At 66.9% G+C, this 20,338-nt stretch carries 17 protein-coding genes; 8 read left to right on the forward strand and 9 right to left on the reverse strand.

Going from position 1 to position 20,338, the window contains the following annotated elements; genetic code table 11:
- Positions 1-2: 2 nt before the first annotated feature.
- On the reverse strand, positions 3-179 hold the full coding sequence (gene hemP, locus ABIE08_RS18090; protein WP_354553226.1) for a hemin uptake protein HemP: 177 nt from the start codon (positions 177-179) through the stop codon (positions 3-5).
- 281 nt (positions 180-460) lie between these two features.
- Here hemP and ABIE08_RS18095 point away from each other — a divergent pair, with 281 nt between their 5' ends.
- Both ABIE08_RS18095 and ABIE08_RS18100 read left to right on the forward strand, forming a co-directional pair.
- Positions 461-2,575: a TonB-dependent receptor domain-containing protein gene (locus tag ABIE08_RS18095; RefSeq protein WP_354553228.1), complete on the forward strand. Its 2,115-nt coding sequence runs from the start codon at positions 461-463 to the stop codon at positions 2,573-2,575.
- A 152-nt stretch (positions 2,576-2,727) separates the two neighbouring features.
- Positions 2,728-3,039, forward strand: a complete 312-nt coding sequence (locus ABIE08_RS18100) for an antibiotic biosynthesis monooxygenase family protein (RefSeq protein WP_354553230.1) — start codon at positions 2,728-2,730, stop codon at positions 3,037-3,039.
- Between the two features lie 78 nt (positions 3,040-3,117).
- Here the strand turns inward: ABIE08_RS18100 and polA are convergent, their stop codons facing one another.
- Together polA and ABIE08_RS18110 are read right to left on the reverse strand one after the other, a co-directional pair.
- Positions 3,118-6,078 (reverse strand): DNA polymerase I, encoded by a 2,961-nt coding sequence (gene polA, locus ABIE08_RS18105; protein WP_354553232.1) that lies wholly within the window; start codon positions 6,076-6,078, stop codon positions 3,118-3,120.
- Positions 6,079-6,171: 93 nt separating this feature from the next.
- Positions 6,172-6,708, reverse strand: a complete 537-nt coding sequence (locus tag ABIE08_RS18110) for a hypothetical protein (protein ID WP_354553234.1) — start codon at positions 6,706-6,708, stop codon at positions 6,172-6,174.
- A gap of 235 nt (positions 6,709-6,943) precedes the next feature.
- On the opposite strand from ABIE08_RS18110, the gene ABIE08_RS18115 reads away from it, so the two are divergent.
- On the forward strand, positions 6,944-9,751 hold the full coding sequence (locus ABIE08_RS18115; RefSeq protein WP_354553236.1) for a transglycosylase domain-containing protein: 2,808 nt from the start codon (positions 6,944-6,946) through the stop codon (positions 9,749-9,751).
- 152 nt (positions 9,752-9,903) lie between these two features.
- Positions 9,904-10,647 carry a DnaJ domain-containing protein gene (locus ABIE08_RS18120; protein ID WP_354553237.1) on the forward strand — a complete coding sequence of 248 codons (744 nt, stop codon included), beginning with the start codon at positions 9,904-9,906 and terminating at the stop codon, positions 10,645-10,647.
- Positions 10,648-10,922: 275 nt separating this feature from the next.
- On the opposite strand, the gene ABIE08_RS18125 is transcribed toward ABIE08_RS18120, so the two are convergent.
- The 5 genes from ABIE08_RS18125 to phaZ form a co-directional block, all read right to left on the reverse strand.
- Entirely contained in the window at positions 10,923-11,777 is an 855-nt protein-coding gene (locus tag ABIE08_RS18125) for a sugar phosphate isomerase/epimerase family protein (protein WP_354553239.1), read from the reverse strand.
- Between the two features lie 92 nt (positions 11,778-11,869).
- A complete protein-coding gene (locus tag ABIE08_RS18130) occupies positions 11,870-12,631 on the reverse strand; it encodes a M48 family metallopeptidase (RefSeq protein WP_354553241.1) in 762 nt (253 codons plus the stop codon).
- 118 nt (positions 12,632-12,749) lie between these two features.
- Complete coding sequence (locus ABIE08_RS18135; RefSeq protein ID WP_354553243.1) at positions 12,750-13,187, reverse strand: DUF3597 domain-containing protein; 438 nt, start codon at positions 13,185-13,187, stop codon at positions 12,750-12,752.
- A gap of 147 nt (positions 13,188-13,334) precedes the next feature.
- Positions 13,335-13,808 (reverse strand): DUF2852 domain-containing protein, encoded by a 474-nt coding sequence (locus ABIE08_RS18140; protein WP_354553245.1) that lies wholly within the window; start codon positions 13,806-13,808, stop codon positions 13,335-13,337.
- A 67-nt stretch (positions 13,809-13,875) separates the two neighbouring features.
- A complete protein-coding gene (gene phaZ, locus ABIE08_RS18145) occupies positions 13,876-15,570 on the reverse strand; it encodes a polyhydroxyalkanoate depolymerase (protein WP_354553605.1) in 1,695 nt (564 codons plus the stop codon).
- Positions 15,571-15,791: 221 nt separating this feature from the next.
- On the opposite strand from phaZ, the gene ABIE08_RS18150 reads away from it, so the two are divergent.
- Both ABIE08_RS18150 and ABIE08_RS18155 read left to right on the forward strand, forming a co-directional pair.
- Complete coding sequence (locus ABIE08_RS18150; RefSeq protein WP_354553246.1) at positions 15,792-17,159, forward strand: ActS/PrrB/RegB family redox-sensitive histidine kinase; 1,368 nt, start codon at positions 15,792-15,794, stop codon at positions 17,157-17,159.
- 134 nt (positions 17,160-17,293) lie between these two features.
- Positions 17,294-17,851: an ActR/PrrA/RegA family redox response regulator transcription factor gene (locus ABIE08_RS18155; RefSeq protein ID WP_354553248.1), complete on the forward strand. Its 558-nt coding sequence runs from the start codon at positions 17,294-17,296 to the stop codon at positions 17,849-17,851.
- A gap of 75 nt (positions 17,852-17,926) precedes the next feature.
- On the opposite strand, the gene ABIE08_RS18160 is transcribed toward ABIE08_RS18155, so the two are convergent.
- On the reverse strand, positions 17,927-18,265 hold the full coding sequence (locus ABIE08_RS18160) for a hypothetical protein (protein WP_354553250.1): 339 nt from the start codon (positions 18,263-18,265) through the stop codon (positions 17,927-17,929).
- 219 nt (positions 18,266-18,484) lie between these two features.
- On the opposite strand from ABIE08_RS18160, the gene fabA reads away from it, so the two are divergent.
- Both fabA and fabB read left to right on the forward strand, forming a co-directional pair.
- Complete coding sequence (gene fabA, locus ABIE08_RS18165) at positions 18,485-19,012, forward strand: 3-hydroxyacyl-[acyl-carrier-protein] dehydratase FabA (RefSeq protein ID WP_266334424.1); 528 nt, start codon at positions 18,485-18,487, stop codon at positions 19,010-19,012.
- 77 nt (positions 19,013-19,089) lie between these two features.
- Positions 19,090-20,316, forward strand: a complete 1,227-nt coding sequence (fabB, locus tag ABIE08_RS18170) for a beta-ketoacyl-ACP synthase I (protein WP_354553252.1) — start codon at positions 19,090-19,092, stop codon at positions 20,314-20,316.
- Positions 20,317-20,338: the final 22 nt, after the last annotated feature.

Raw genomic sequence — 20,338 nt, forward strand, 5'->3', positions numbered from 1 at the left:
GTCTACTTGTTCAATATGAGCTTGCCGGCCCGGGTGAGGCGCAGCCTGTAGTCTTCGCCGACATGGCGAATGATGATCTCGCGCGTCCCGTTGAGGAGTTCGTCGCTGGAAATCACGCGCGGTCCCGAACCCGGTGCAGGGGTCTCCGGGGCATCCCCGGCCAGTCGTGTCTCGTGCATGTCAGCTCCACCGGATTGCCTGGGTGGCGGCAATTTTGAGTTGTTCTAAACTTGCGAATAATTCGCAACAATTTAGTTGACTGACGTACTCACCTTTTCGTATCTCCGCAAGCGAAAGATCGTCGATGCCGGTTTCGATGCGCTCGGGGGAGCCACGGAGAACGGCAGATTGCCAAGCACGCCAGTGCCGGCCGCCATGCGCGCCCGGACAGCCAGCCAGGCCCATTCAAACCAATGCCTATGGGGCTCGCATGCGTGTTGCTCGACACAAGACTTGGCTGATGGCTGGTACGGCCGCAGCCCTCCTCGCCACATTCGCGGCCACCGCCGCCAAGGCGCAGACCGCGCCGACGCCGGCCGCCAACAGTTCGGAAACCGACGAGGAGCTGAAGAAGAAGGCTGCCAAGGGCGAGACCGCCTTCCGGGCGCCGATCACCGTGACGGGCGACCGGGATGGCTGGAAGAACCCGTTCACGACCCCCGCGCCGATCAGCTCCGCCGGCGAGGACGAGATCCAGCTGTTCGGCCAGCGCAATCTCGGCAATGTGCTGCGCGCCATGCCCGGCACCTTCTCGCGCGATTCCATCCAGAACGCCGGTCTCTCGGTCAACATCCGCGGCCTGGAAGGCTCGGGCCGCGTCAACACGATGATCGACGGCGTTCGCCAGAACTTCCGCTTCACCGGCCATGAGGCGCAGGGCTTTGCCTATGTCGACCCGGCGCTGGTCGCGGGGGTCGACGTCCAGCGCGGCGCCATTTCGACCGCCGGCGGCGCCGGCGCGCTGGTCGGCTCGGCCAATGTTCGCACCCTCGGCGTCGACGACATCATCACGGACGGCAAGAATTGGGGCGCGCTGGCGACGCTGACCTGGGGCAGTAATGGCGTCGGCTTCTCGGAAATGGCGGCCGGCGCGGTGCGCTCGGCTGGTGGCGGCGCGGCGATCGCCGGCGCGATCAGCTACGCCAACCCCGACAATTACGACAATGGCGACGGCATCGAGGTGCCCTATACCGGCCAGAACCGCCTTTCAGGCCTGGTCAAGGGCGAGTTCGCCCCGAGCGACGACCTGACCGTCAATGTCGGCGCCGTGCTCTACGACAACGACTTCCTGGCCAACTCCTACAACCAGAACATCCGCTCGGACACCTATACTGCCGGCTTCAACTGGGATCCGGACAGCGAGCTGGTCAACGTCTCGGGCCACTTCTACGTCAACGACGTCAAGATGACCTATGGCGGCAACGCCGCCGGCACGCCCAACACCACGTCGGGCCGCGTCCTCGAGGACCTCGGCATCGGCTTCGACCTCTCCAACACGTCGAAGTTCAACATCGGCAATGTCGGCGTCAGCTCGACCTATGGCGTCGAGTACTTCCACGACGACGTAGACGCCTACAACAACTGGACGCCGAACAGCGAGGGCGGCGTCAATCCGAGCGGCAATAGCGGCATTGGCGGCGTCTTCTCGGAGACGACCTTCAGCTACAACATCGTCGATGTCATCGCCGGCCTGCGCTACGACTTCTACACGCTCGACGGCACCACCAACGTGCCGAGCAACAACCTGGCCGGCCTGCCGGCGGGCAATTACGACCTCGACCAGTCGGAAGGCCGGCTCGATCCGCGCATCACGCTGGCGCTCAACCCCTATGAGTGGCTGCAGCCCTACGTGACCTATGCGGAGACGTTCCGCGCGCCGACGATCAGCGAGACCATGCTGGGCGGCGTGCATCCCGGCTCCGGCCCGACCAACAGCTACAGCCCGAACCCGTTCCTGGAGCCGGAAATCGCCAAGGGCTGGGAAATCGGCGCCAACATCAAGAAGGACGGCCTGCTGACCGAAGGCGACATCTTCCGCCTGAAGGCCAACTACTACTACCAGAACATCGAGAACTACATCGCCGTCCAGAACGTCGGCATGGTCTGGTGGTTCGCCAACACACCCGGCACGTCGGTCATCAAGGGCCTCGAGCTCGAGGCGCTCTATGATGCCGGCTTCGCCTTCGCCAATGTGTCCTACACCCATGCGGAATCGAGCCTGCCGCCGACCCAGAACGGCCTCGGCGTCGCGAGCTACCTGCCCGACAACGTGTTCGCCCTGACCGCCGGCGCGCGCTTCCTGGAGCGTCGCCTGACCGTCGGCGGCCGCCTCAACTATGTCGGCAACACCGATGCCGGCCAGGGCTTCTTCGGCTCCGAAGTCGCCGACTGGGACGCCTATACGCTGGTCGACGCCTTCGCCAACTACAAGTTCGACAATGGCCTCGACCTGTCGCTCAACGTGACCAACGTGTTCGACAAGGCCTACACGCCGGCCCTGTCGACCCTGAGCAGTTGGACCGGCGACACCGGCCGCGGCCGCACCGTCCTGCTGACGGCGAAGATGCAGTTCTAAGCCGGCTCCGAAACCGTCTGCCCGGCGGTGTGGTGACGACGGGCAGGCGCGAGGGGGGAAGGCCGGAAACGGTCGTCCCTCCTCATTTTTTGCCTATCTTGAAGAATCACCCTCTACACGCACCTCATCGGCACGCAAACGGAAGAACGACCATGTACATCGCCATGAACCGCTTCAAAGTCATCAAGGGCATGGAAGCCGAGTTCGAGGAAGTCTGGCGCACGCGCCCGCGCAACCTGCACGAGCTCGAAGGCTACATCTCCTTCAACCTGCTGAAGGGCGCGACCGCCGAGGATCACACCCTCTATTCGTCGCACACGGTCTGGCAGAGCGAAGAGCATTTCGTCGCCTGGACCAAGTCGCAGCAGTTCCGCGATTCCCACCGCGGCGCTGGCGACCGCAAGCCGATGTTCCTCGGCCACCCGAATTTCGAAGGTTTTCAGGCCGTCGAAGGCGTCGTCTGATCCGACGCTGCCGGCCAGGCATAATTTTGGGCGCGGCCAACGAGGCCGCGCCCTTCTTGTTTGGGGGAGGGCCCGCCGTTAGTGCGCCTCGTCCCAGTTGTCGGCGGCGCGCGCGTCGACATTGAGCGGCACGCTGAGCGACACGGCCGGCGTCGGCGCGTTCTCCATGACGCGGGTGACCAGCGCCAGCGTCGGCTCGATCTCCGCCTCGGGCACCTCGAAGATCAGTTCGTCATGCACCTGCAGCAGCATGCGCGCGTTGAGGCCCGCTTCCTCCAGCGCCGGCTCGACGCGCACCATGGCGCGGCGGATGATGTCGGCCGCGGTACCCTGCAATCGCGCATTAATGGCGGCGCGTTCGTTGAAGGCGCGGATCGAGGCGTTCTTCGAGGCGATCTCGGGATAGTGGCAGCGGCGGCCGAACAGCGTCGTGACATAGCCGAGGTCGCGGCAGATCCGCTTGGTCTCTTCCATGTAGTCGCGAATGCCCGGGAAGCGCTCGAAATAGCGCTTGATATAGGCGCCGGCCTCCTCGCGGGCGATCGACAGCTGGTTGGCGAGGCCGAAGGCCGAAATGCCGTAGATGATGCCGAAATTGATAGCCTTGGCGCGGCGGCGCACTTCCGAAGGCATCCCCTCGACCGGCACGCCAAACATTTCCGACGCCGTCAGCGCATGAATGTCGATGCCTTCGGCGAAGGCGTGCTTCAGCTGCGGAATATCGGCGATCTCGGCGAGCAGCCGCAGTTCGATCTGCGAATAGTCGGCCGAGACCAGCTTGTGGCCGGGATCGGCGATGAAGGCGGCGCGGATCTTGCGCCCCGCCTCGGTGCGGACCGGGATGTTCTGCAGGTTGGGCTCAGACGAGGACAGGCGACCCGTCGTCGTCGCGGCGAGCGCGTAGGAGGTGTGGACGCGCTTGGTCTCGGGATGCACGTAGCCCGGCAGCGCGTCGGTATAGGTTGAGCGCAGTTTCGAGAGCTGGCGCCAGTCGAGGATCTTCTGCGGCAGTTCGTAGCCCTGCTCGGCCAGGTCCTCCAGGATGCTGGCGCCGGTCGCCCAGGCGCCGGTTGCCGTCTTGCTGCCGCCGGGCATGCCCATCACGCCGAACAGGATGTCGCCAAGCTGCTTCGGCGAACCGACATTGAAGGGCTGGCCGGCGATTTCCTGGATCTCGGCTTCCAGCGCGCCCGCCTTCTGGGCGAACTCGCCGGAGAGGCGCGAGAGGATGGCGCGGTCGATCGAGATGCCGCGCCGCTCCATCGAGGCCAGCACCGGAATCATCGGCCGCTCCAGCGTCTCGTAGACGGTGGACATGCCCTCGGCGGCGAGGCGCGGCTTCAGCACCTGCCAGAGGCGCAGCGTGACGTCGGCATCTTCGGCGGCATATTCGCTGGCACGCTCGATCGGCACGCGGTCGAAGGTGACGCGCGCCTTGCCCTTGCCAGTGACGTCGTCGAACGAGATCGGCTTGTGGCCAAGCCATCGTTCCGACAGCGGATCCATGGCGTGCACGCCGCGGCCGGCGTCGAGCACGTAGGAGATCAGCATGGTGTCGTCGAACGGCGCCGTGTCGATGCCGTGGCGGGCGAGCATCAGCCAGTCATATTTGAGGTTCTGCGCCACCTTGAGCACGGCGCGGTCTTCCAGCATGGGCTTCAGCAGCGCAATCGCCACGCGGATGTCGAGCTGGTCGGGCAGGAGCCCTTCCGTGAACAGGCCGTCGCCTTCGCCGCGATGCGCGAGCGGGATATAGCAGGCCTCGTTCGGCGCCACGGCGAGCGAGATGCCGACCAGTTCCGCCTGCATCGGGTCGAGCGAGGTGGTCTCGGTATCGATGGCGACGACGCCGAGCTCGGTCGCGCGGGCGATCCAGGCCCAGAGCCTCTCCTCCGTCCGGATCGTCTCATAGCCGGAATGCGAGAAGGGGATCGCCTTGATCGCGCTCGCCCGGGCGGCGGCGAGGCCGGAAGGCGTCAGCCCGCCAATGTCCTCGAAGCCCGGCTGCTGCTGCGGCGTGGCCTGGGAGCCGAACAGCGAGGCGGCGGTCGCGGCCCGGCCGGCCTCGCGGGCCCTGGCGGTCAGCGCCCCATCCGCCTCGACGCCACCGGATTCGACGCCCGTTGCGGCAGCGACGCGGCCGGTCAGCGTGGTGAATTCCATTGCCTTCAGGAAGGAGATCAGCTGCTCGCCGATGATCGGCCGCACGCCGAGCCGGTCGATCGGCTCGTCCAGCGGCACGTCGCGGTCGAGCGTCACCAGCTGCATCGAGATCCGTGCCATCTCGGCATGGGCGATCAGCGCCTCCCGCCGCTTCGGCTGCTTGATCTCCTCGGCACGCGCGAGCAGCGTTTCCAGATCGCCATAGGTCTCGATCAGTTGCGCCGCCGTCTTGACGCCGATGCCGGGGACGCCGGGGATGTTGTCGACGGAATCGCCGGCCAGTGCCTGCACGTCGACGACCTTTTCCGGCGGTACGCCGAATTTCTCGATCACCTCGTCGCGGCCGATTGTCTTGCCCTTCATCGTGTCGAGCATGATCACGCCCGGCTCGATCAGCTGCATCAGGTCCTTGTCGGAGGCGACGATGGTGACGTCGGCGCCGGCGGCCACCGCCTGCTTGGTGTAGGTGGCGATCAGGTCGTCGGCCTCGAAGCCTTCCATCTCGATCGACGGCACGTTGAAGGCGCCGACCGCCTGGCGGATCAGCGCGAATTGCGGCCGCAGATCTTCCGGCGGCTCGGGGCGCTGCGCCTTGTACTTGTCGTAGAGCGCATTGCGGAAGGTAGTCGCGGAATGGTCGAAGATGACCGCCAGATGGGTCGGCTTGACGCCGGCCTCGTTCGCTTCCTTGAGCAGCCGCCACAGCATGTTGCAGAAGCCGGCGACGGCGCCGACGGGCAGGCCGTCGGATTTGCGCGTCAAGGGCGGCAGCGCGTGGTAGGCGCGGAAAATATAGGACGATCCATCGACCAGAAAGACGTGATCGCCCTTCTGGACGGGGCGGGAAACGATGGCGGGAGCGAGCGTGTCTGACATGCGCGGACTATGCCCGCGAGCATCCGGTTTGGCTACAGCCGGCGACACGATGACAACGCTTCTGTTGCCATCGGGCTGCCGGTTGCAACCGGGTCAGCGGACCTTGGCCGGGCTGGTGGCGACGACGGTGGCGACCGCGAGGCAGGCCGTGATGCCGGTCAGCGCCAGCACCATCTGCATCAGCGGGCCGTCCGCCATGCCGGCGGTCGCCGCGATGGCGGCGATCAGAGCGAGGCCGCAGGCGCCGCAGAGGCTGCCGAGCCGCTCGCGGCCAAAGGCGGCGACGACGGCGCGCAGGCTGCCGGCGGTGAGCAGGCCGAAAATGACGAAGGCAGCGTAGAGAGCCCAATCCTCGGAAGGCGGCAGCAGCGGGCCGAAGGGCGCGAAGCCGGTCAGCGCGGCGACGCCGAGGATGGGGCGGCGCGACAGGGTGGTGACGGTGGTGGCGGCCAGCGCGCCGCACAGATAGAGCAGGGCGCAAAGCGCGATCGGCGTCAGCGCCGCCAGCGTCGCTGCCGGCTCCAGCGGCGTCTTGCTGCCGATGAAGAGAACGAGGGTCGTGGAGGCTGCGAGCGTCGCGGCGATCTGCATCGTCGCCTGCTGCCCCGTCTGTTCGATCCACTGTGCCATTGCCGTCTCCCTCGCTCGATCCGTCACTTAACGAAGCATTATCCATCTTCGTTCCCTGGCGCTGTTACGGGGGTCACAGGCATGCGGCGGCCGGTGGGTCCGGCCTCTCTAGGCGACGATCCCGGTTGGCAACTGCCGATTCCCCTGAAATCGCCGTATTCATGGAGCATTCGGGCCGCTAAACATGCGCCCCCGCGCACCCTATCGGCCCTTTGGACTGGAAGACGAAACAGGCATGGCGAGACCGCCGCGGAGCGAACGGATCGAACCGGTGCTCGACAAGCCGCAGGACCCGGACGAAGGCGAATTCGACATTCGCCTGGGCGCCGACGACCGTCCGGCCGGGGGCTTCGCGCCCCGTGCGCCGCGCGAGCGGGGCGACCGCGATGCCGAAACGCGCAGCGAGCCGGGTTTCGGCGCCGTCCGTGGCGAGCCGGAGTTTGGCGCCGAGCGGCAGGAGCCCGGATTTGGCCCCGCCCGCAGCGAACCCGGTTCCCGCAAAGCCGGTGCCACCGAACGGCGCGAGCCGGGCCTGGCGCTGGAGCGCACGGGCCGCCGGCGCGAGGCGCCCGAGCCGGAACCGGAAGCCGCGCCGCGCGCCGCGCGCGAGCGGCGGGAGCCGGAACTCGGCGCCGCGGATCGACGCGGCCGCCCGCCCGAGCCCGAGCCTTTCGAAGACGACATAGAGGATGCGGAATTCATCGATCTCGGTGAAGATGACCCCATGGCCGATTCCCGACGCTCCAAATCGCGCCGCAGCAAGGCGCCCGCCCGCAAGAAGGCGCGTTCCGGCGGCCGCAAGCGGTCTTCCGGCGGTTCCGGCATCGGCAAATGGGTCCCCCGCGGCATCAAGTGGACCGTGATCCTGATGTTCTGGGGCACGATCGCGCTGGCCGGCGGCATCGCCTGGTATGCGACGCAATTGCCTTCGACCGCCAACTGGTCGGTTCCCAAGCGCCCGCCCAACATCAAGGTTCTCGCCAATGACGGCACGCTGATCGCCAATCGCGGCGATACTGGCGGCGAGTCGGTGCGCATCGAGGAATTGCCGCCCTATCTGAGCCAGGCGGTGATGGCGATCGAGGACCGGCGCTTCCAGAGCCATTTCGGCGTCGATCCGCTCGGCCTGCTGCGCGCGGCCTATGTCAATTTCCGGTCCGGCTATGTCGTGCAGGGCGGCTCGACCGTCACGCAACAGCTGGCCAAGAACCTGTTCCTGAAGCCCGAGCGAACCATGGATCGCAAGATCCAGGAAGCGATCATGGCGATCTGGCTGGAGACGAAATACTCCAAGGCCCAGATCATGGAATCCTACCTGAACCGCGTTTATCTGGGCGCCGGCGCCTATGGCGTCGACGCGGCGTCGCGGCGCTATTTCGGCAAGTCGGCGCGCGACATCTCGCTGAAGGAGGCCGCGATGCTCGCCGGCCTGCTCAAGGCGCCGTCGACCTATGCCCCGACCTCCGACCCGGCCGCCGCCAATTCGCGCGCCAATGTCGTGCTCGGCGCCATGCGCGAGGCTGGCTTCATCACGGCCGACCAGGCCAAGCAGGCCGCTTCGATCACCATCAAGGCGCAGTCCGAGGGCGAGGGCGGGGCCGGCCGCTATGTCGCCGACTGGGTCGCCGATCTGGTGCCGGAAGTCGTCGGCGCGCTCGACCAGGACGTGATCGTCGAGACGACGATCGATCCGCGCCTGGAGGACATGGCCGGCAAGGCGCTGACCGAGGCGCTCGACAAGAGCGGCAAGTCGTTCGGCGTGTCGCAGGGCGCGCTGGTGGCGGTGGACGGCACTGGCGCGGTGCGCGCCATGGTAGGCGGCCGCGATTACAAGCAGAGCCAGTTCAACCGGGCCGTCGACGCCAAGCGCCAGCCCGGCTCCGCCTTCAAGCCCTTCGTCTACCTGTCGGCGCTCGAATACGGCATGGTACCCGAAACCGTCCGCGTCGACGAACCGACCCGGATCGGCAATTGGGAGCCGAAGAACTACGAGAAGATGTACAAGGGCCCGGTCTCGCTGCAGACCGCGCTGGCGCTTTCGATCAACACCGTCGCCGTGCAGCTCGCCAATGAAGTCGGCCCGGACCGCGTCATCAAGACCGCCGAGCGGCTCGGCATCACCTCGCCGCTGCAGCCCAATCCCTCCATCGCGCTCGGCACGTCTGAAGTGAGCCTGCTGGAGCTGACCGACGCCTATGTGCCCTTCGCCAATGGCGGCTACAGCGCCAAGCCGCATGTCATCGCGCGGGTGAAGAACGTCGCCGGCAAGACGCTGTACGAGCACCCGTCGGTCAAGGCGACGCAGATCATCGACCCGCTCTATGTGGGCATGATGAACAGCATGATGACCGACACGCTGGCGCGCGGCACGGGCCGCAAGGCGGCGATCGCCGGCTGGCAGGCGGCGGGCAAGACCGGCACCACCAATGATTCCAAGGACGCCTGGTTTGTCGGCTATACCGCCAATCTCACCACCGGCGTCTGGCTCGGCAATGACGATTCCAAGCCGACCAAGCGGATGACGGGCGGCAGCCTGCCGGCGCAGATCTGGAACCGCTTCATGACCGAGGCGCACAAGGGCGTCGCCGTCGCGGCGCTGCCGGGCAACTACGCCTATCGCGATCCCGCGGAGACGGCGCAGGACCTCTACCAGAACGGCCAGTATGTCGGCCCCGAGCAGGGCGGGCTGGTCGATGAATATGGCCAGGTCGTCGGCAGCGGCGCGCCGCCGCAGCGGCAGCCGGCCTATGAGCAGCCGCCGGCCAACGGCCAGCCGACGCCGCAATATCGTGACCCGCAGCCGAGCCAGCCCGATTATGGCGGCTATGGCGACCCGGAATCGCCCGATGGCGGTTGGAACGATGGCGGCGACTATCAGGCGCCGCCGCCCGGCGCCCGCATCTACCGCGATGGCGATCCGTCCTATGGCGTCGAGCGCGGCGGGCCGGTTCCGCCGGCCGGCGTCGGCGAGGATGGCCAGGCCGGCGTCTACCAGGCGCGCCCGCACCGCCGCAATCTGCTCGATCGCCTGTTCGGCGGCTGATACCGGGGTTCGTCCCCCGCCGCCCATGGCGGCGGTGGACTTTGCCCGTCAGGCGTGGATAGTGGCGACGCGCCGGTTGGCGCTGCTTCGTTCACGGCTCGCCGCTCCCGATCGGGAGAGGCCGGGCACCCTGCCCAGGGAGTTCTCCGGCCATGGCCGACAGGCGCAAACTATACCGCGAGCTGGCCGTCGAACCGGACGCCACGCCCGCCGAGATCGACAAGGCCTATCGCCAGCGCGCCCGCGCCGCGCATCCGGACGCCGGCGGCACCGCCGAGGCGTTCCATGCGCTGAGCCACGCCTATGCGATCCTTTCCGATCCCGACCGCCGCAAGGCCTATGACGAGACCGGCTATGAGGGTGAGCTCGCCGTCGACGACATTGTCGGACGGGCGATGGAGCGCATCCACGCGCTGGTCGCCTCGGTGCTGGAAAGCGACCTGCCTTTCGAGGCGGTCGACCTGATCGCGCCGATCCGCGACACCCTGACCAAGCAGAAGGCCGATATCGGTGTCGGCATCCGCAAGCTCGAGCGCCAGGCGAAGCGCGCCGAGGCGATGGCCGCCCGCTTCCGCAAGCGCGAGGGCGACAACATCATCCGCAAGGTGCTGGAGCGCCGCGCCGCCGATACGCGCGAGCAGGCGGAAAAGACCCGGCGCGAGGAGACGATCTTCGCCAAGGCGATCGAATTGCTCGCCGATTATTCGTTCGATTTCGAGCCGCCGGCGCCGCCCAAGGCCGAAAAGTCGGCCGAGCCCGCCAGGCCGGCACCGGTCGCCAGGCCCGCCGAAGCCGCGAAGCCGGCCGAGCCGGTCAAGCACGCGGAAGCCGCAGCCCGCCCCGAACCGCCCAAGCCCGGCGCCACCAAGCCCCGGACGCTGAACCTGGTTCGTTAAGGGGTTACGGGAGGCCCGTCTTCGGGCTCTCCAAACGGCCCCATCGCGCGACATCGTAGACGCGCCCGGCCGGGGTGGGCTCGGTCGTCATCCCGGCGAAGGCCGGGATCCAGACGCTCGAGGCCCGTCGGAGAGAGGCTGGCCAGGGCTTGCTGGGCCGGTGTTCATGGGTCCCGGCCTTTGCCGGGACGACGCAGGGTGCACCTACAGAAATCGGCCATCGTCTAGGTTTCCGAAGGCGTTGTCCCGAAAGAAGCCGAACCCCCAACGGCCTCTCAGCCGACGCTGGCGCGGACGTCCTCGTAGTGGCGACGGATGAAGTCGCGCTCGAGCAGAAGATTGGCGAACTCGTCCTCGTCCGGGCCGTCATAGATCAGCGTGTAGGGCCCGCGAAAGCCGGCCGCGTCGGCGGCGGCCAAGCAGCGCCGGTAGTCTTCGGCATGCAGGATGCCGTTGCTGAAATCCGCCTTGGCGTGGCAGCAGGTGGCGAGATCGAAGATCGCTTCGAGATCGGCATATTTGGTCGGGCCGGACCAGTTGCCGAAATCGCCGTTGAGCGTCACCGTCTCGTCGAGCCGGTCGAACAGATAGCGCAGCTCGCGCGGCCCGGGCAGCAGCTCGTACCAGTTTTCCGTGACGATCCGCACGCCGCGCGCCTCGCCACAATGGCCGAGACGGGTCAGCCCGGCGGCGCTGAGATCGAGCGCGTCGCGGGTCGGCGGCGCCCGGCCGGCGATGACGCGGGCCTGTTCGGCGCCGAACAGCGCCGCCGTGTCGATCCAGCTTTCGATCCAGGCGAGATCGCGCTCGCGGGTCGTGGGATGGGTGATGTCGCCATATTCGATCAGCAGGGTCTGCAGCACGACGCCGGCCTTTTCGAGCGCCGCCTTGAACTGGTCGGCATAGTCGACGTCGCGGCTGGGCAGGTGGAACGAGCACAGCTCGATGCGGCCGATGTCGAGCGCGGCGACGGCGGCGGGCAGGTCGAGCAGGTCGAGCCGACCGGGGCCGAAGGTCGGCTCGGGCGCCAGCGCGACGTCGTGATCGGGACGGTTCGGATAGGTGAGGCCGAGCGCCCGGTGCAGGCTCCAGCTCGACACCGCCAGCGCCGGTGACTTTTCGGCAGACATACGCTCTCTCCGTCCCATTTTTTCGCTGTGATCATAGCGGGTGGCGGCGTGTTCGGGAATGACCGGGCGTCCCGCCGGTCAGGCCCGGCGTTTCATTCCGCGCCAACGGCGTGCAGCGATGCGCCGTGGCGGACCAGCCAGGCCTTCGCATCGTCCATGCCCGGGCAGATCGAGGCGACATGGCGCCAGAAGCGCGCCGAATGGTTCATCTCGCGCATATGCGCCACTTCATGCGCGGCGAGGTAGTCGAGCACGGCCGGCGGCGCCAGGATCATCCGCCAGGAATAGGCGATCGTCCCGGAGGAGGAACACGACCCCCAGCGGCTGGTCGGATCGCCGAGCCGGATGTTCTTGACCGTGACGCCGAGCGAGGCGGCATGCCGCGCCGTCGCCGCCTCGAGGTCACGGCGCGCCTCGCGCTTCAGGAAGTCCGTGACCCGGCGGGGCAGGTGGTCGATCTCGCCCGGCACGAGAAGCTGTGTCTCGCCCTCGCTCTCCTGCAGGCGCACGATGCCTCGCCCCGGCCTGTGCAGGATGCGCACCGGCACGCCGCGCAGCGGGATCGAGGCGCCATCGGCGAGCGGAGTGGGCGCGGGGAGGGCAGCGAGCCGCGCCTGCAGCCAGCCGCGATTGCGGTCGAGAAAAGCGCGCGCTTCCGAAAGCCTGCCGCGGGCCGGGATCGTGACCACGGGCTCGCGCACGGAACCGCGCAGGCGCAGCGTGTAGCGGCGGGCGCGTTCGTTCCACAGCAGCGTCACGCGGACCATCTCGCCGTCGATCTCGACATGGAAATGGTCCGGCTTGGCGACGCTGGCGCGTGCAGGAGTGCCGGTGAGGCGCTGGAAAAAGCCCATGGACTGTCAGTCGGATGATTCGTCGGCATTATGATGGCACGAAACCGCCGCCGCCCGGAAAGCGGCGCGAACGCAAAAAGGCCGCGCGGGGGCGCGGCCTCTTCGAGCGTTGGGGCGCTCAATCCTTGAGATCGTCCGGCACCTTGCCGCCATTCTCGGCCAGCTTCTTCATCACCGCCTTGTGCAGCCACATGTTCATGGTGGCGGAATCGTTGGTGTCACCGGTGTAGTGCAGTTCCTTGGCCAGTTCCTTGCGCGCCGCGATGCTGCTGTCGAGATCGAGCAGTTTGAGCAGGTCGACGATCGACTTCTTCCAGTCGAGCTTCTCGCCGGACTTGGCAGCAAGCGCGGTCAGAACCGCGCCGACATCGACCGTCGCCTGCGGGGCCGGAGCGACCGAAGGCGCGGCCGGGGCCGTGGGGGCGCCCGCAGGCGCCGCGGCTGCCGGGCTGGCGGCATCGGCTGTGGCGGCCGGGCTCGCTTCCGGGGTGCGTTCCGCCGCCTGGGCCTCGCCGCCCTTGAAGATCTTGTTGAAGATCAAGCTCAACTTGCTCATGCTTCGCACTCTCGCTTCCGTGTTGTTCCAGAGACTCAAGCCGCAGCCCTGGCTGCAGTTCCGCTCCCCTGCAACCTGACTCGGGCCGGGCCAAAAGGAAAGGCCGCGCCTTGCGGCACGGCCCTCTTGGTCAGGATCCGCCGTCGATCAGAGATCGATGACCGGGCCGGGACCCTTGTCGCCCGTCGCGGGCGGGGTCTGGTTGCGGCGAGCGGCGGCGCGCTCGGCGGCGAAGCGATCGAACTCTTCCTGGTCGCGGGCGCGACGCAGGTTCTGGACGAAGGTTTCGAATTCGGCGCGTTCTTCATCGAGCTTGCGACGCTCTTCGTCGAGCCGCTTCAGTTCGGCTGCGCGATAGGCGTCGAAGGCGGAATTTCCGCTCTCGCTGCGATAGGCGCCCCATGACGTCTCACGCCGGCTCTGCCAGCCGCAGCCGGAAAAGGAGCGCTTGAAGTCGTTGCGCATTCCCTCGGCGTTGCGGCGGAACTCGGGTAGCCGGTCGCCCCAGATGATGTAGGCGAGCATGGCGAGGCCGAGCGGCCAGAACACGAAGAAGCCGAGGACCATCAACGCGATGGTGAGCGGCGTCCATCCCGGACGCAAGGCCTGAGTATGAGACATTGAACCTTCCTCTCTCGCACCCCCAGCATCGGAAGTGGGAAGAGGCCGAGCGCGATTCAAGAAGAATCTAGTCTGCGGACGCTGGGGCAGGTTCCGGTGTCGCCGACGCCTGTGCCGACGCTTCCTGCATCAGGGCCTTGGCCTGCTCGATCCACTTTTCGCGCGCTACCCGGCCGCGCAGTCCAAGCCGCGCATCGAGCGCGGTCTGCTGCTTCACGGTCAGCCGGGCGATCTGGGCGAAGCGCGTGAATCCGGCCGCGTTGAGGCTCGCCTCCAGCTTCGCGCCGATGCCGGCGATGCGCTTGAGATCATCGGCCGGTTCGGCCGGCTTGGCGGAGGTCGCTTTGGCCGGTGCGGCTGGCTTGGCCTTGGCAGGCCGCGCTACGGCGGGCTTCGCGGCGGCGGATTTGCGCGCGGCGGGGGTAACCGCCGATTTGGCCTCGGGCTCCGCCTTGGCGGCGGCAGCCTTGGCAGCCGGCGCCTTGGCAGCGGGGGCCTTGGCGCTCGCGCCATTGGCGGCGCGGTCGCGATCATGCGTCAGCACGAAATCGCTGATGCGCGGCGCAATCTCGGCGCGGAAGCGCGAGCCGTTGAAGACGCCGTAATGGCCGACCTTCGGCTGCATGTAATGCGCCCGCATGTTGTCGGGGATGTTGATACACAGATGCTGCGCCGCCTCGGTCTGGCCGACGCCGGAAATGTCGTCATTCTCGCCCTCGACGGTGAGCAGCGCCACATTGCGGACGGCGGTCAGGTCGACGGGCACGCCGCGATGGGTCATCGTCCCCTTCGGCAGCGCATGGGTGATGAACACCGTCTCGACCGTCTGCAGGTAGAACTCCGCGGTCAGGTCCATGACGGCCAGATATTCGTCGTAGAAGTCGCGATGCTTGGTGGCGCTGTCGCCGTCGCCCGCGACCAGATGCTTGAACAGGTCCTGATGCGCCGTGACATGGCGGTCGAGGTTCATGCTCATGAAGCCGGAAAGCTGCAGGAAGCCCGGATAGACGTCGCGCATGCAGCCGGCATGCGGGAACGGCACCTTCATCACGACATTCTCGGCGAACCAGTCGAGGCTCTTGCCCTGGGCCATCTCGTTGACGGCGGTCGGGTTGATTCGCGTGTCGATCGGGCCGCCCATCAGCGTCATGGAGCGCGGCGCGAATCGGTCGCCCGCGGCTTCCATCAGCGCCACGGCGGCGAGTACCGGCACGGCCGGCTGGCAGACCGCGACCACATGCACGTCGTCGCCGAGGAAGTGCAGCATCTCGACCAGATAGTCGATGTAATCGTCGAGATCGAAGCTGCCATCGGCCAGCGGCACCATGCGGGCGTCGATCCAGTCGGTGATGTAGACGTCGTGGCGCGGCATCATCGCCTCGACCGTGCCGCGCAGCAGCGTGGCGTAATGGCCCGACATCGGCGCGACGATCAGCAGCTTGGGATCGCGGCGGGGTCGCTCGAGCTGGCGTTCGAAATGAATGAGGTCGCAGAAGGGCTTATGCCAGACGACGTGCTCGGTGACGGGCACGCGCATGCCGCCGACCAGCGTCGTCGGCAGATCGAAGCTGGGCTTGGCGTAGCGGCGGGTGGTCCGTTCGAACAACTCCAGGCCGGCCTGCCAGTTGCGGCCGAGCGGCGTCTGGCTCATCGGGTTCAGCGGGTTTTTCAGAAGCAGGCCGAACATGTCGGCGGCCGCCCGCATCGGCGACATCGCCGCATGGTTCAGCTCGTAGAGCTGATAGTAGGATAAGGGACCCATCATGCCGTCCACCTGCCGCTCCGCGAAGGGATCGGACCGGCCGGGTATTCCGTCGGGCAGTAAGGGCGGCGGCCAGCCTTGTGCATTGCAATATGTAAGAACGATTATAGCCCTGATGCAAGAGCCATGCGGAACCGGGTGCCCCGGAGTCGCCTGAGATCGTTCGGCTCGTGCTATAAGCCGGCGCTGTTGCGCAACTTTCAACGTCAGGTGACGCCGCCATGCCCGAGCAAGCTCCCCCCTCGCACGATTTCGGCGCGCGGCGGCTGAAGCTCGACACGCTGGTGCGGCTGCGCTGGCTGGCGGTCATCGGCCAGACGGCCACCGTCGTCTTCGTGCGATTCTGGCTGGAATACCCGATGCCGATCGGGCTCTGCCTGGCGGCGATAGCGCTGTCGGCCTGGCTCAACCTGTTCATCAAGATCCGCTATCCCTCCAGCCTGCGCCTGCAGGGGCGCACCGCCGCGCTGCTGCTCGCCTATGACGTGCTGCAGCTCTCTGTGCTGCTGTCGCTGACCGGTGGTCTGCAAAATCCCTTCGCCGTCCTGATCATCGTGCCGGTCATTGTTTCCGCCACCACGCTGGCGCCGCGCCTGACCGTGATGCTGGGCGGGCTGGTGATCGTCGCGGTGACGGCGCTCGGCCTCTGGCACATGCCGCTGCCCTGGCCGGAGGGCGAGGCGCTGACCATGCCTTATCTTTATGTGCTGGGCGTCTGGGTCGCGCTGGTCTCTGCCGTCTTCTTCATGGGCGTCTATGCCTTCCGCGTTGCCGAGGAGGCGCGCCAGCTTGCCGACGCGCTGACGGCGACCGAACTGGTGCTGGCGCGCGAGCAGCATCTCTGGGCGCTGGACGGGCTTGCCGCCGCGGCCGCGCATGAGCTCGGCACCCCATTGGCCACCATCGCGCTGGTCAGCAAGGAGCTGGAGCGCGAGCTGCCGCCGGGCAGCCCCTATGCCGAGGACGTCGCCCTGCTGCGCAGCCAGTCGCAGCGCTGCCGCGATATCCTGGGCAAGCTGACCTCGCTGTCGACCGATCCGGGCCAGCATGTCGACCGCCTGCCGCTCAGCCACATGCTGGCCGAAGTGGTCGAGCCGCATGCCGATACCGGCATCGACATCCAGGTGAAGTTCAGCGGCGAGGCCGGCAGCGAGCCGGTCGGCCGCCGCAACCCGTCGATCCTCTACGGCCTCGGCAATCTGGTCGAGAACGCCGTCGATTTCGCCGAAACCACGGTCGAGATCGCCGCGAAGTGGAACGCGGACAATGTGTCGCTGACCATTGCCGATGACGGCCCGGGCTTCGCCTCCGAGGTGATCGACCATATTGGCGAGCCCTATGTGACGACCCGCTCCCGCGCCATCGAGGGCGTCGAGGATCACGAGGCCGGCGGTCTCGGCCTTGGTTTCTTCATCGCCAAGACGCTGCTGGAACGTACCGGCGCCCGGCTGGATCTCTCCAATCGCGAGGCCCCGGCGCATGGCGCGATCGTGCGCATCGTCTGGTCGCGCGAGGCGATGGATCGGCTCGGCATTTCCGGCAAATCGGACGGCAGCGAGGGCCATGACGGCCCTTCGGCGCACAGTTGATGCCCAGCATAGCGTCCGCGCGGCCCTGTTTCGGCCTTTCCGGTTGCATGGTGGCCTTGGCGCGGGGGCTTCGGATGCCTATAACCCGGTCTGGAAGGAAAAGAAAATTCGGGGAGGCGCGGAGTTAAACGTCTATGACAGATCTGGAATCCGCCGGTCTCGCCGGCACTGATACCTCGCTCATCATCGTGGATGACGACAAGGCTTTCCTGCAGCGACTTGCCCGGGCAATGGAAGCACGCGGCTTTCTGGTGGAAACGGCCGATTCGGTCGCCGAAGGCATGCGCAAGGTCGACCAGAAGCCGCCGGCCTATGCCGTCGTCGACATGCGCCTGGAAGACGGCAACGGCCTCGACGTGATCGAACTGATCCGCAAGCGCCGGCCTGAATCGCGCACCGTCGTCCTGACCGGCTATGGCAACATCGCGACCGCCGTGACCGCCGTGAAGCTGGGCGCCGTCGATTATCTCGCCAAGCCCGCCGATGCCGACGAGGTCTTCTCGGCGCTGACCCGCGATCCGACCGAGCGGGCTCTGCCGCCGGACAATCCGATGTCGGCCGATCGCGTCCGCTGGGAGCATATCCAGCGCGTGTATGAACTGTGCGAGCGCAATGTTTCGGAGACGGCCCGCCGCCTCAACATGCATCGCCGCACCCTGCAGCGCATCCTGGCAAAGCGCGCGCCGCGCTGAGGCGAGCCAGCCTCGCGGAACGATAACGGGCGCCGAGGCGCCCGTTTGCATGTCTGGAAGCCTGAGGGCTCGCTTCTATCGCCCCCGGCGGCGGATTTCCGTCGTTCCCTGCTGCACGGCGCCCTTCGGCGTGCGGCAGAAGCAGCGGTCGCCGACCTGCTCCAGCCGGCCGAGCGTGCAGGTGCCGAGCAGGGTGCGGCACTCGCTGCCGACCATCGGACGGATCCGCGGGCCGGCTGGCGTGCGCACGCGGGGCTGCGGCGCCGTGAACAGCTTGGGCTGGGCAAACAGGTTGGGCTGCTCGAATAGGCTGGGCGTGTCGATGCCGCTGCCGGCGAGCGCGGGCAGCGGCGCCAGGCTTAGAATCAGCGCCGCTGCGCTGAAAGCCAGGCGCCGGCCGAGGGATCTCTGCATCAAAAACTCTCCATGCGGCGCAGGGGCGCCACGGTCCGGCCATGCTATCAGCCCCGGCATCGCTCGACGATCGCACAGATCCCGGCGGGCTTTCGAACGCTGGGCGGCTATGTTAGGAAGCACACGATCAGCGCTGGGGGTCGAATATCTCCACGCGACAGGATAGTGCGCGCGCCTCCATTTTCGAGTGTCCGCGCCAAACAGAGGTAGATTGACGGCATGGCAGATCGCCCGTCGAGCTTCGACTATGAGGCTCTGCTCGCCTGCGGGCGAGGGGAATTGTTTGGCGAGGGCAACGCGCAATTGCCGCTGCCGCCCATGTTGATGTTCGACCGCATTACGTCGATCAGCGAAGAGGGCGGTGAATTCGGCAAGGGCCATATCCGCGCCGAGCTCGACGTCAATCCGGATCTCTGGTTCTTCCAGTGCCACTTCAAGGGCGATCCGGTAATGCCGGGCTGCCTCGGCCTCGACGCCATGTGGCAGATGCTGGGCTTCTTCCTCGGCTGGAGCGGGTCGCCGGGTCGCGGCCGCGCGCTGTCGACGGGCGAGATCAAGTTCTCCGGCATGGTCGTTCCCAGCGTCAAGCACGTCGAATATGGCGTCGACCTGAAGCGCGTCCTGCGCTCGAAGCTGGTGCTCGGCATCGGCGACGGGTGGTTGAAGGCCGATGGCGTCACCATCTACCGGGCCAAGGACCTTCGCGTCGGCCTGTTCCAGGGCGAAGCGACACCTGCCGTCGGTTGATCGGCAGGTCCGATCCGCACGGGGTCGGAACGGTCGCGAACCGAGCAGTATGCTCTTCAAGCTAAGGACGAGAATCGATGAAGCGGGTCGTCGTGACGGGGATGGGGATCGTCTCTTCCATCGGGAACAACACCCAGGAAGTGCTGGCGAGCCTGCACGAAGCGAAGAGCGGCATTACCTTTGCCCAGGATTACGCCGAGCACGGCTTCCGCAGCCATGTGTTCGGCGCGCCAACGCTGGATCCGGCCGAGGTCGTCGACCGGCGCGCCATGCGCTTCCACGGCGGCGGCACCGCCTGGAACCATGTCGCGATGGATCAGGCGATCCGCGATGCCGGCCTCGAGGAGGCCGACATTTCCAATGAGCGCACCGGCATCATCATGGGTTCGGGCGGGCCGTCGACGCGCACCATCGTCGAATCCGCGCAGAAGGCGCTGGCTTCCGGCTCGTCCAAGAAGGTAGGCCCGCTGGCCGTGCCCAAGGCGATGTCGTCCTCGCCGTCGGCGACGCTGTCGACCTGGTTCAAGATCAAGGGCGTCAACTATTCGATCTCCTCGGCCTGCGCGACGTCCAATCATTGCATCGGAAATGCCTATGAGATGATCCAGTACGGCAAGCAGGACCGGATGTTCGCCGGCGGCTGCGAGGAGCTGGACTGGACGCTGTCCGTGCTGTTCGACGCCATGGGCGCCATGTCGTCCAAGTATAATGACCGCCCGGCCATCGCCTCGCGCGCCTATGACGTCAACCGCGATGGCTTCGTCATCTCGGGCGGCGCCGGCGTGCTGGTGCTGGAAGAGCTCGAGATCGCCAAGGCGCGCGGCGCGCGCATCTATGGCGAGATCGTCGGCTACGGCGCCACCGCCGATGGCGCTGACATGGTCGCCCCGTCGGGCGAGGGCGCGGCGCGCTGCATGCGCCAGGCGCTTTCGACGGTGAAGGGCAAGGTCGACTACATCAACCCGCATGCGACGTCGACGCCGGTCGGCGACCTGAAGGAGATGGAAGCGATCCGCGAAGTGTTCGGCTCCGGCGACAATTGCCCGCCGATCTCGGCGACCAAGTCGCTGACCGGCCATTCGCAGGGCGCCACGGGCGTGCACGAATCCATCTATTCGCTGCTCATGCTCAACAACCGGTTCATCGCCGAATCGGCCAATATCGAAGAACTGGATCCGGCCTTCGCCGACATGCCGATCGTGCGCAAGCGCATCGACGACGCGAAGATCGACACCGTACTCTCCAACAGCTTCGGCTTCGGCGGCACCAACGCCTCGCTGGTCTTCCAGCGCTACGTCGCCTGAGACATAACAAAAACAAGGACGA

The sequence above is a fragment of the Kaistia defluvii genome (assembly GCF_040548815.1).
Lineage (GTDB): Bacteria > Pseudomonadota > Alphaproteobacteria > Rhizobiales > Kaistiaceae > Kaistia > Kaistia defluvii_A.

What these genes read in the sequence shown, in the direction of transcription:
- hemP (WP_354553226.1), bottom strand. Translation starts at nt 179, where the DNA reads ATGCACGAGACACGACTGGCCGGGGATGCCCCGGAGACCCCTGCACCG.
- ABIE08_RS18095 (WP_354553228.1), top strand. Translation starts at nt 461, where the DNA reads ATGGCTGGTACGGCCGCAGCCCTCCTCGCCACATTCGCGGCCACCGCC.
- ABIE08_RS18100 (WP_354553230.1), top strand. Translation starts at nt 2,728, where the DNA reads ATGTACATCGCCATGAACCGCTTCAAAGTCATCAAGGGCATGGAAGCC.
- polA (WP_354553232.1), bottom strand. Translation starts at nt 6,078, where the DNA reads ATGTCAGACACGCTCGCTCCCGCCATCGTTTCCCGCCCCGTCCAGAAG.
- ABIE08_RS18110 (WP_354553234.1), bottom strand. Translation starts at nt 6,708, where the DNA reads ATGGCACAGTGGATCGAACAGACGGGGCAGCAGGCGACGATGCAGATC.
- ABIE08_RS18115 (WP_354553236.1), top strand. Translation starts at nt 6,944, where the DNA reads ATGGCGAGACCGCCGCGGAGCGAACGGATCGAACCGGTGCTCGACAAG.
- ABIE08_RS18120 (WP_354553237.1), top strand. Translation starts at nt 9,904, where the DNA reads ATGGCCGACAGGCGCAAACTATACCGCGAGCTGGCCGTCGAACCGGAC.
- ABIE08_RS18125 (WP_354553239.1), bottom strand. Translation starts at nt 11,777, where the DNA reads ATGTCTGCCGAAAAGTCACCGGCGCTGGCGGTGTCGAGCTGGAGCCTG.
- ABIE08_RS18130 (WP_354553241.1), bottom strand. Translation starts at nt 12,631, where the DNA reads ATGGGCTTTTTCCAGCGCCTCACCGGCACTCCTGCACGCGCCAGCGTC.
- ABIE08_RS18135 (WP_354553243.1), bottom strand. Translation starts at nt 13,187, where the DNA reads ATGAGCAAGTTGAGCTTGATCTTCAACAAGATCTTCAAGGGCGGCGAG.
- ABIE08_RS18140 (WP_354553245.1), bottom strand. Translation starts at nt 13,808, where the DNA reads ATGTCTCATACTCAGGCCTTGCGTCCGGGATGGACGCCGCTCACCATC.
- phaZ (WP_354553605.1), bottom strand. Translation starts at nt 15,570, where the DNA reads ATGGGTCCCTTATCCTACTATCAGCTCTACGAGCTGAACCATGCGGCG.
- ABIE08_RS18150 (WP_354553246.1), top strand. Translation starts at nt 15,792, where the DNA reads ATGCCCGAGCAAGCTCCCCCCTCGCACGATTTCGGCGCGCGGCGGCTG.
- ABIE08_RS18155 (WP_354553248.1), top strand. Translation starts at nt 17,294, where the DNA reads ATGACAGATCTGGAATCCGCCGGTCTCGCCGGCACTGATACCTCGCTC.
- ABIE08_RS18160 (WP_354553250.1), bottom strand. Translation starts at nt 18,265, where the DNA reads ATGCAGAGATCCCTCGGCCGGCGCCTGGCTTTCAGCGCAGCGGCGCTG.
- fabA (WP_266334424.1), top strand. Translation starts at nt 18,485, where the DNA reads ATGGCAGATCGCCCGTCGAGCTTCGACTATGAGGCTCTGCTCGCCTGC.
- fabB (WP_354553252.1), top strand. Translation starts at nt 19,090, where the DNA reads ATGAAGCGGGTCGTCGTGACGGGGATGGGGATCGTCTCTTCCATCGGG.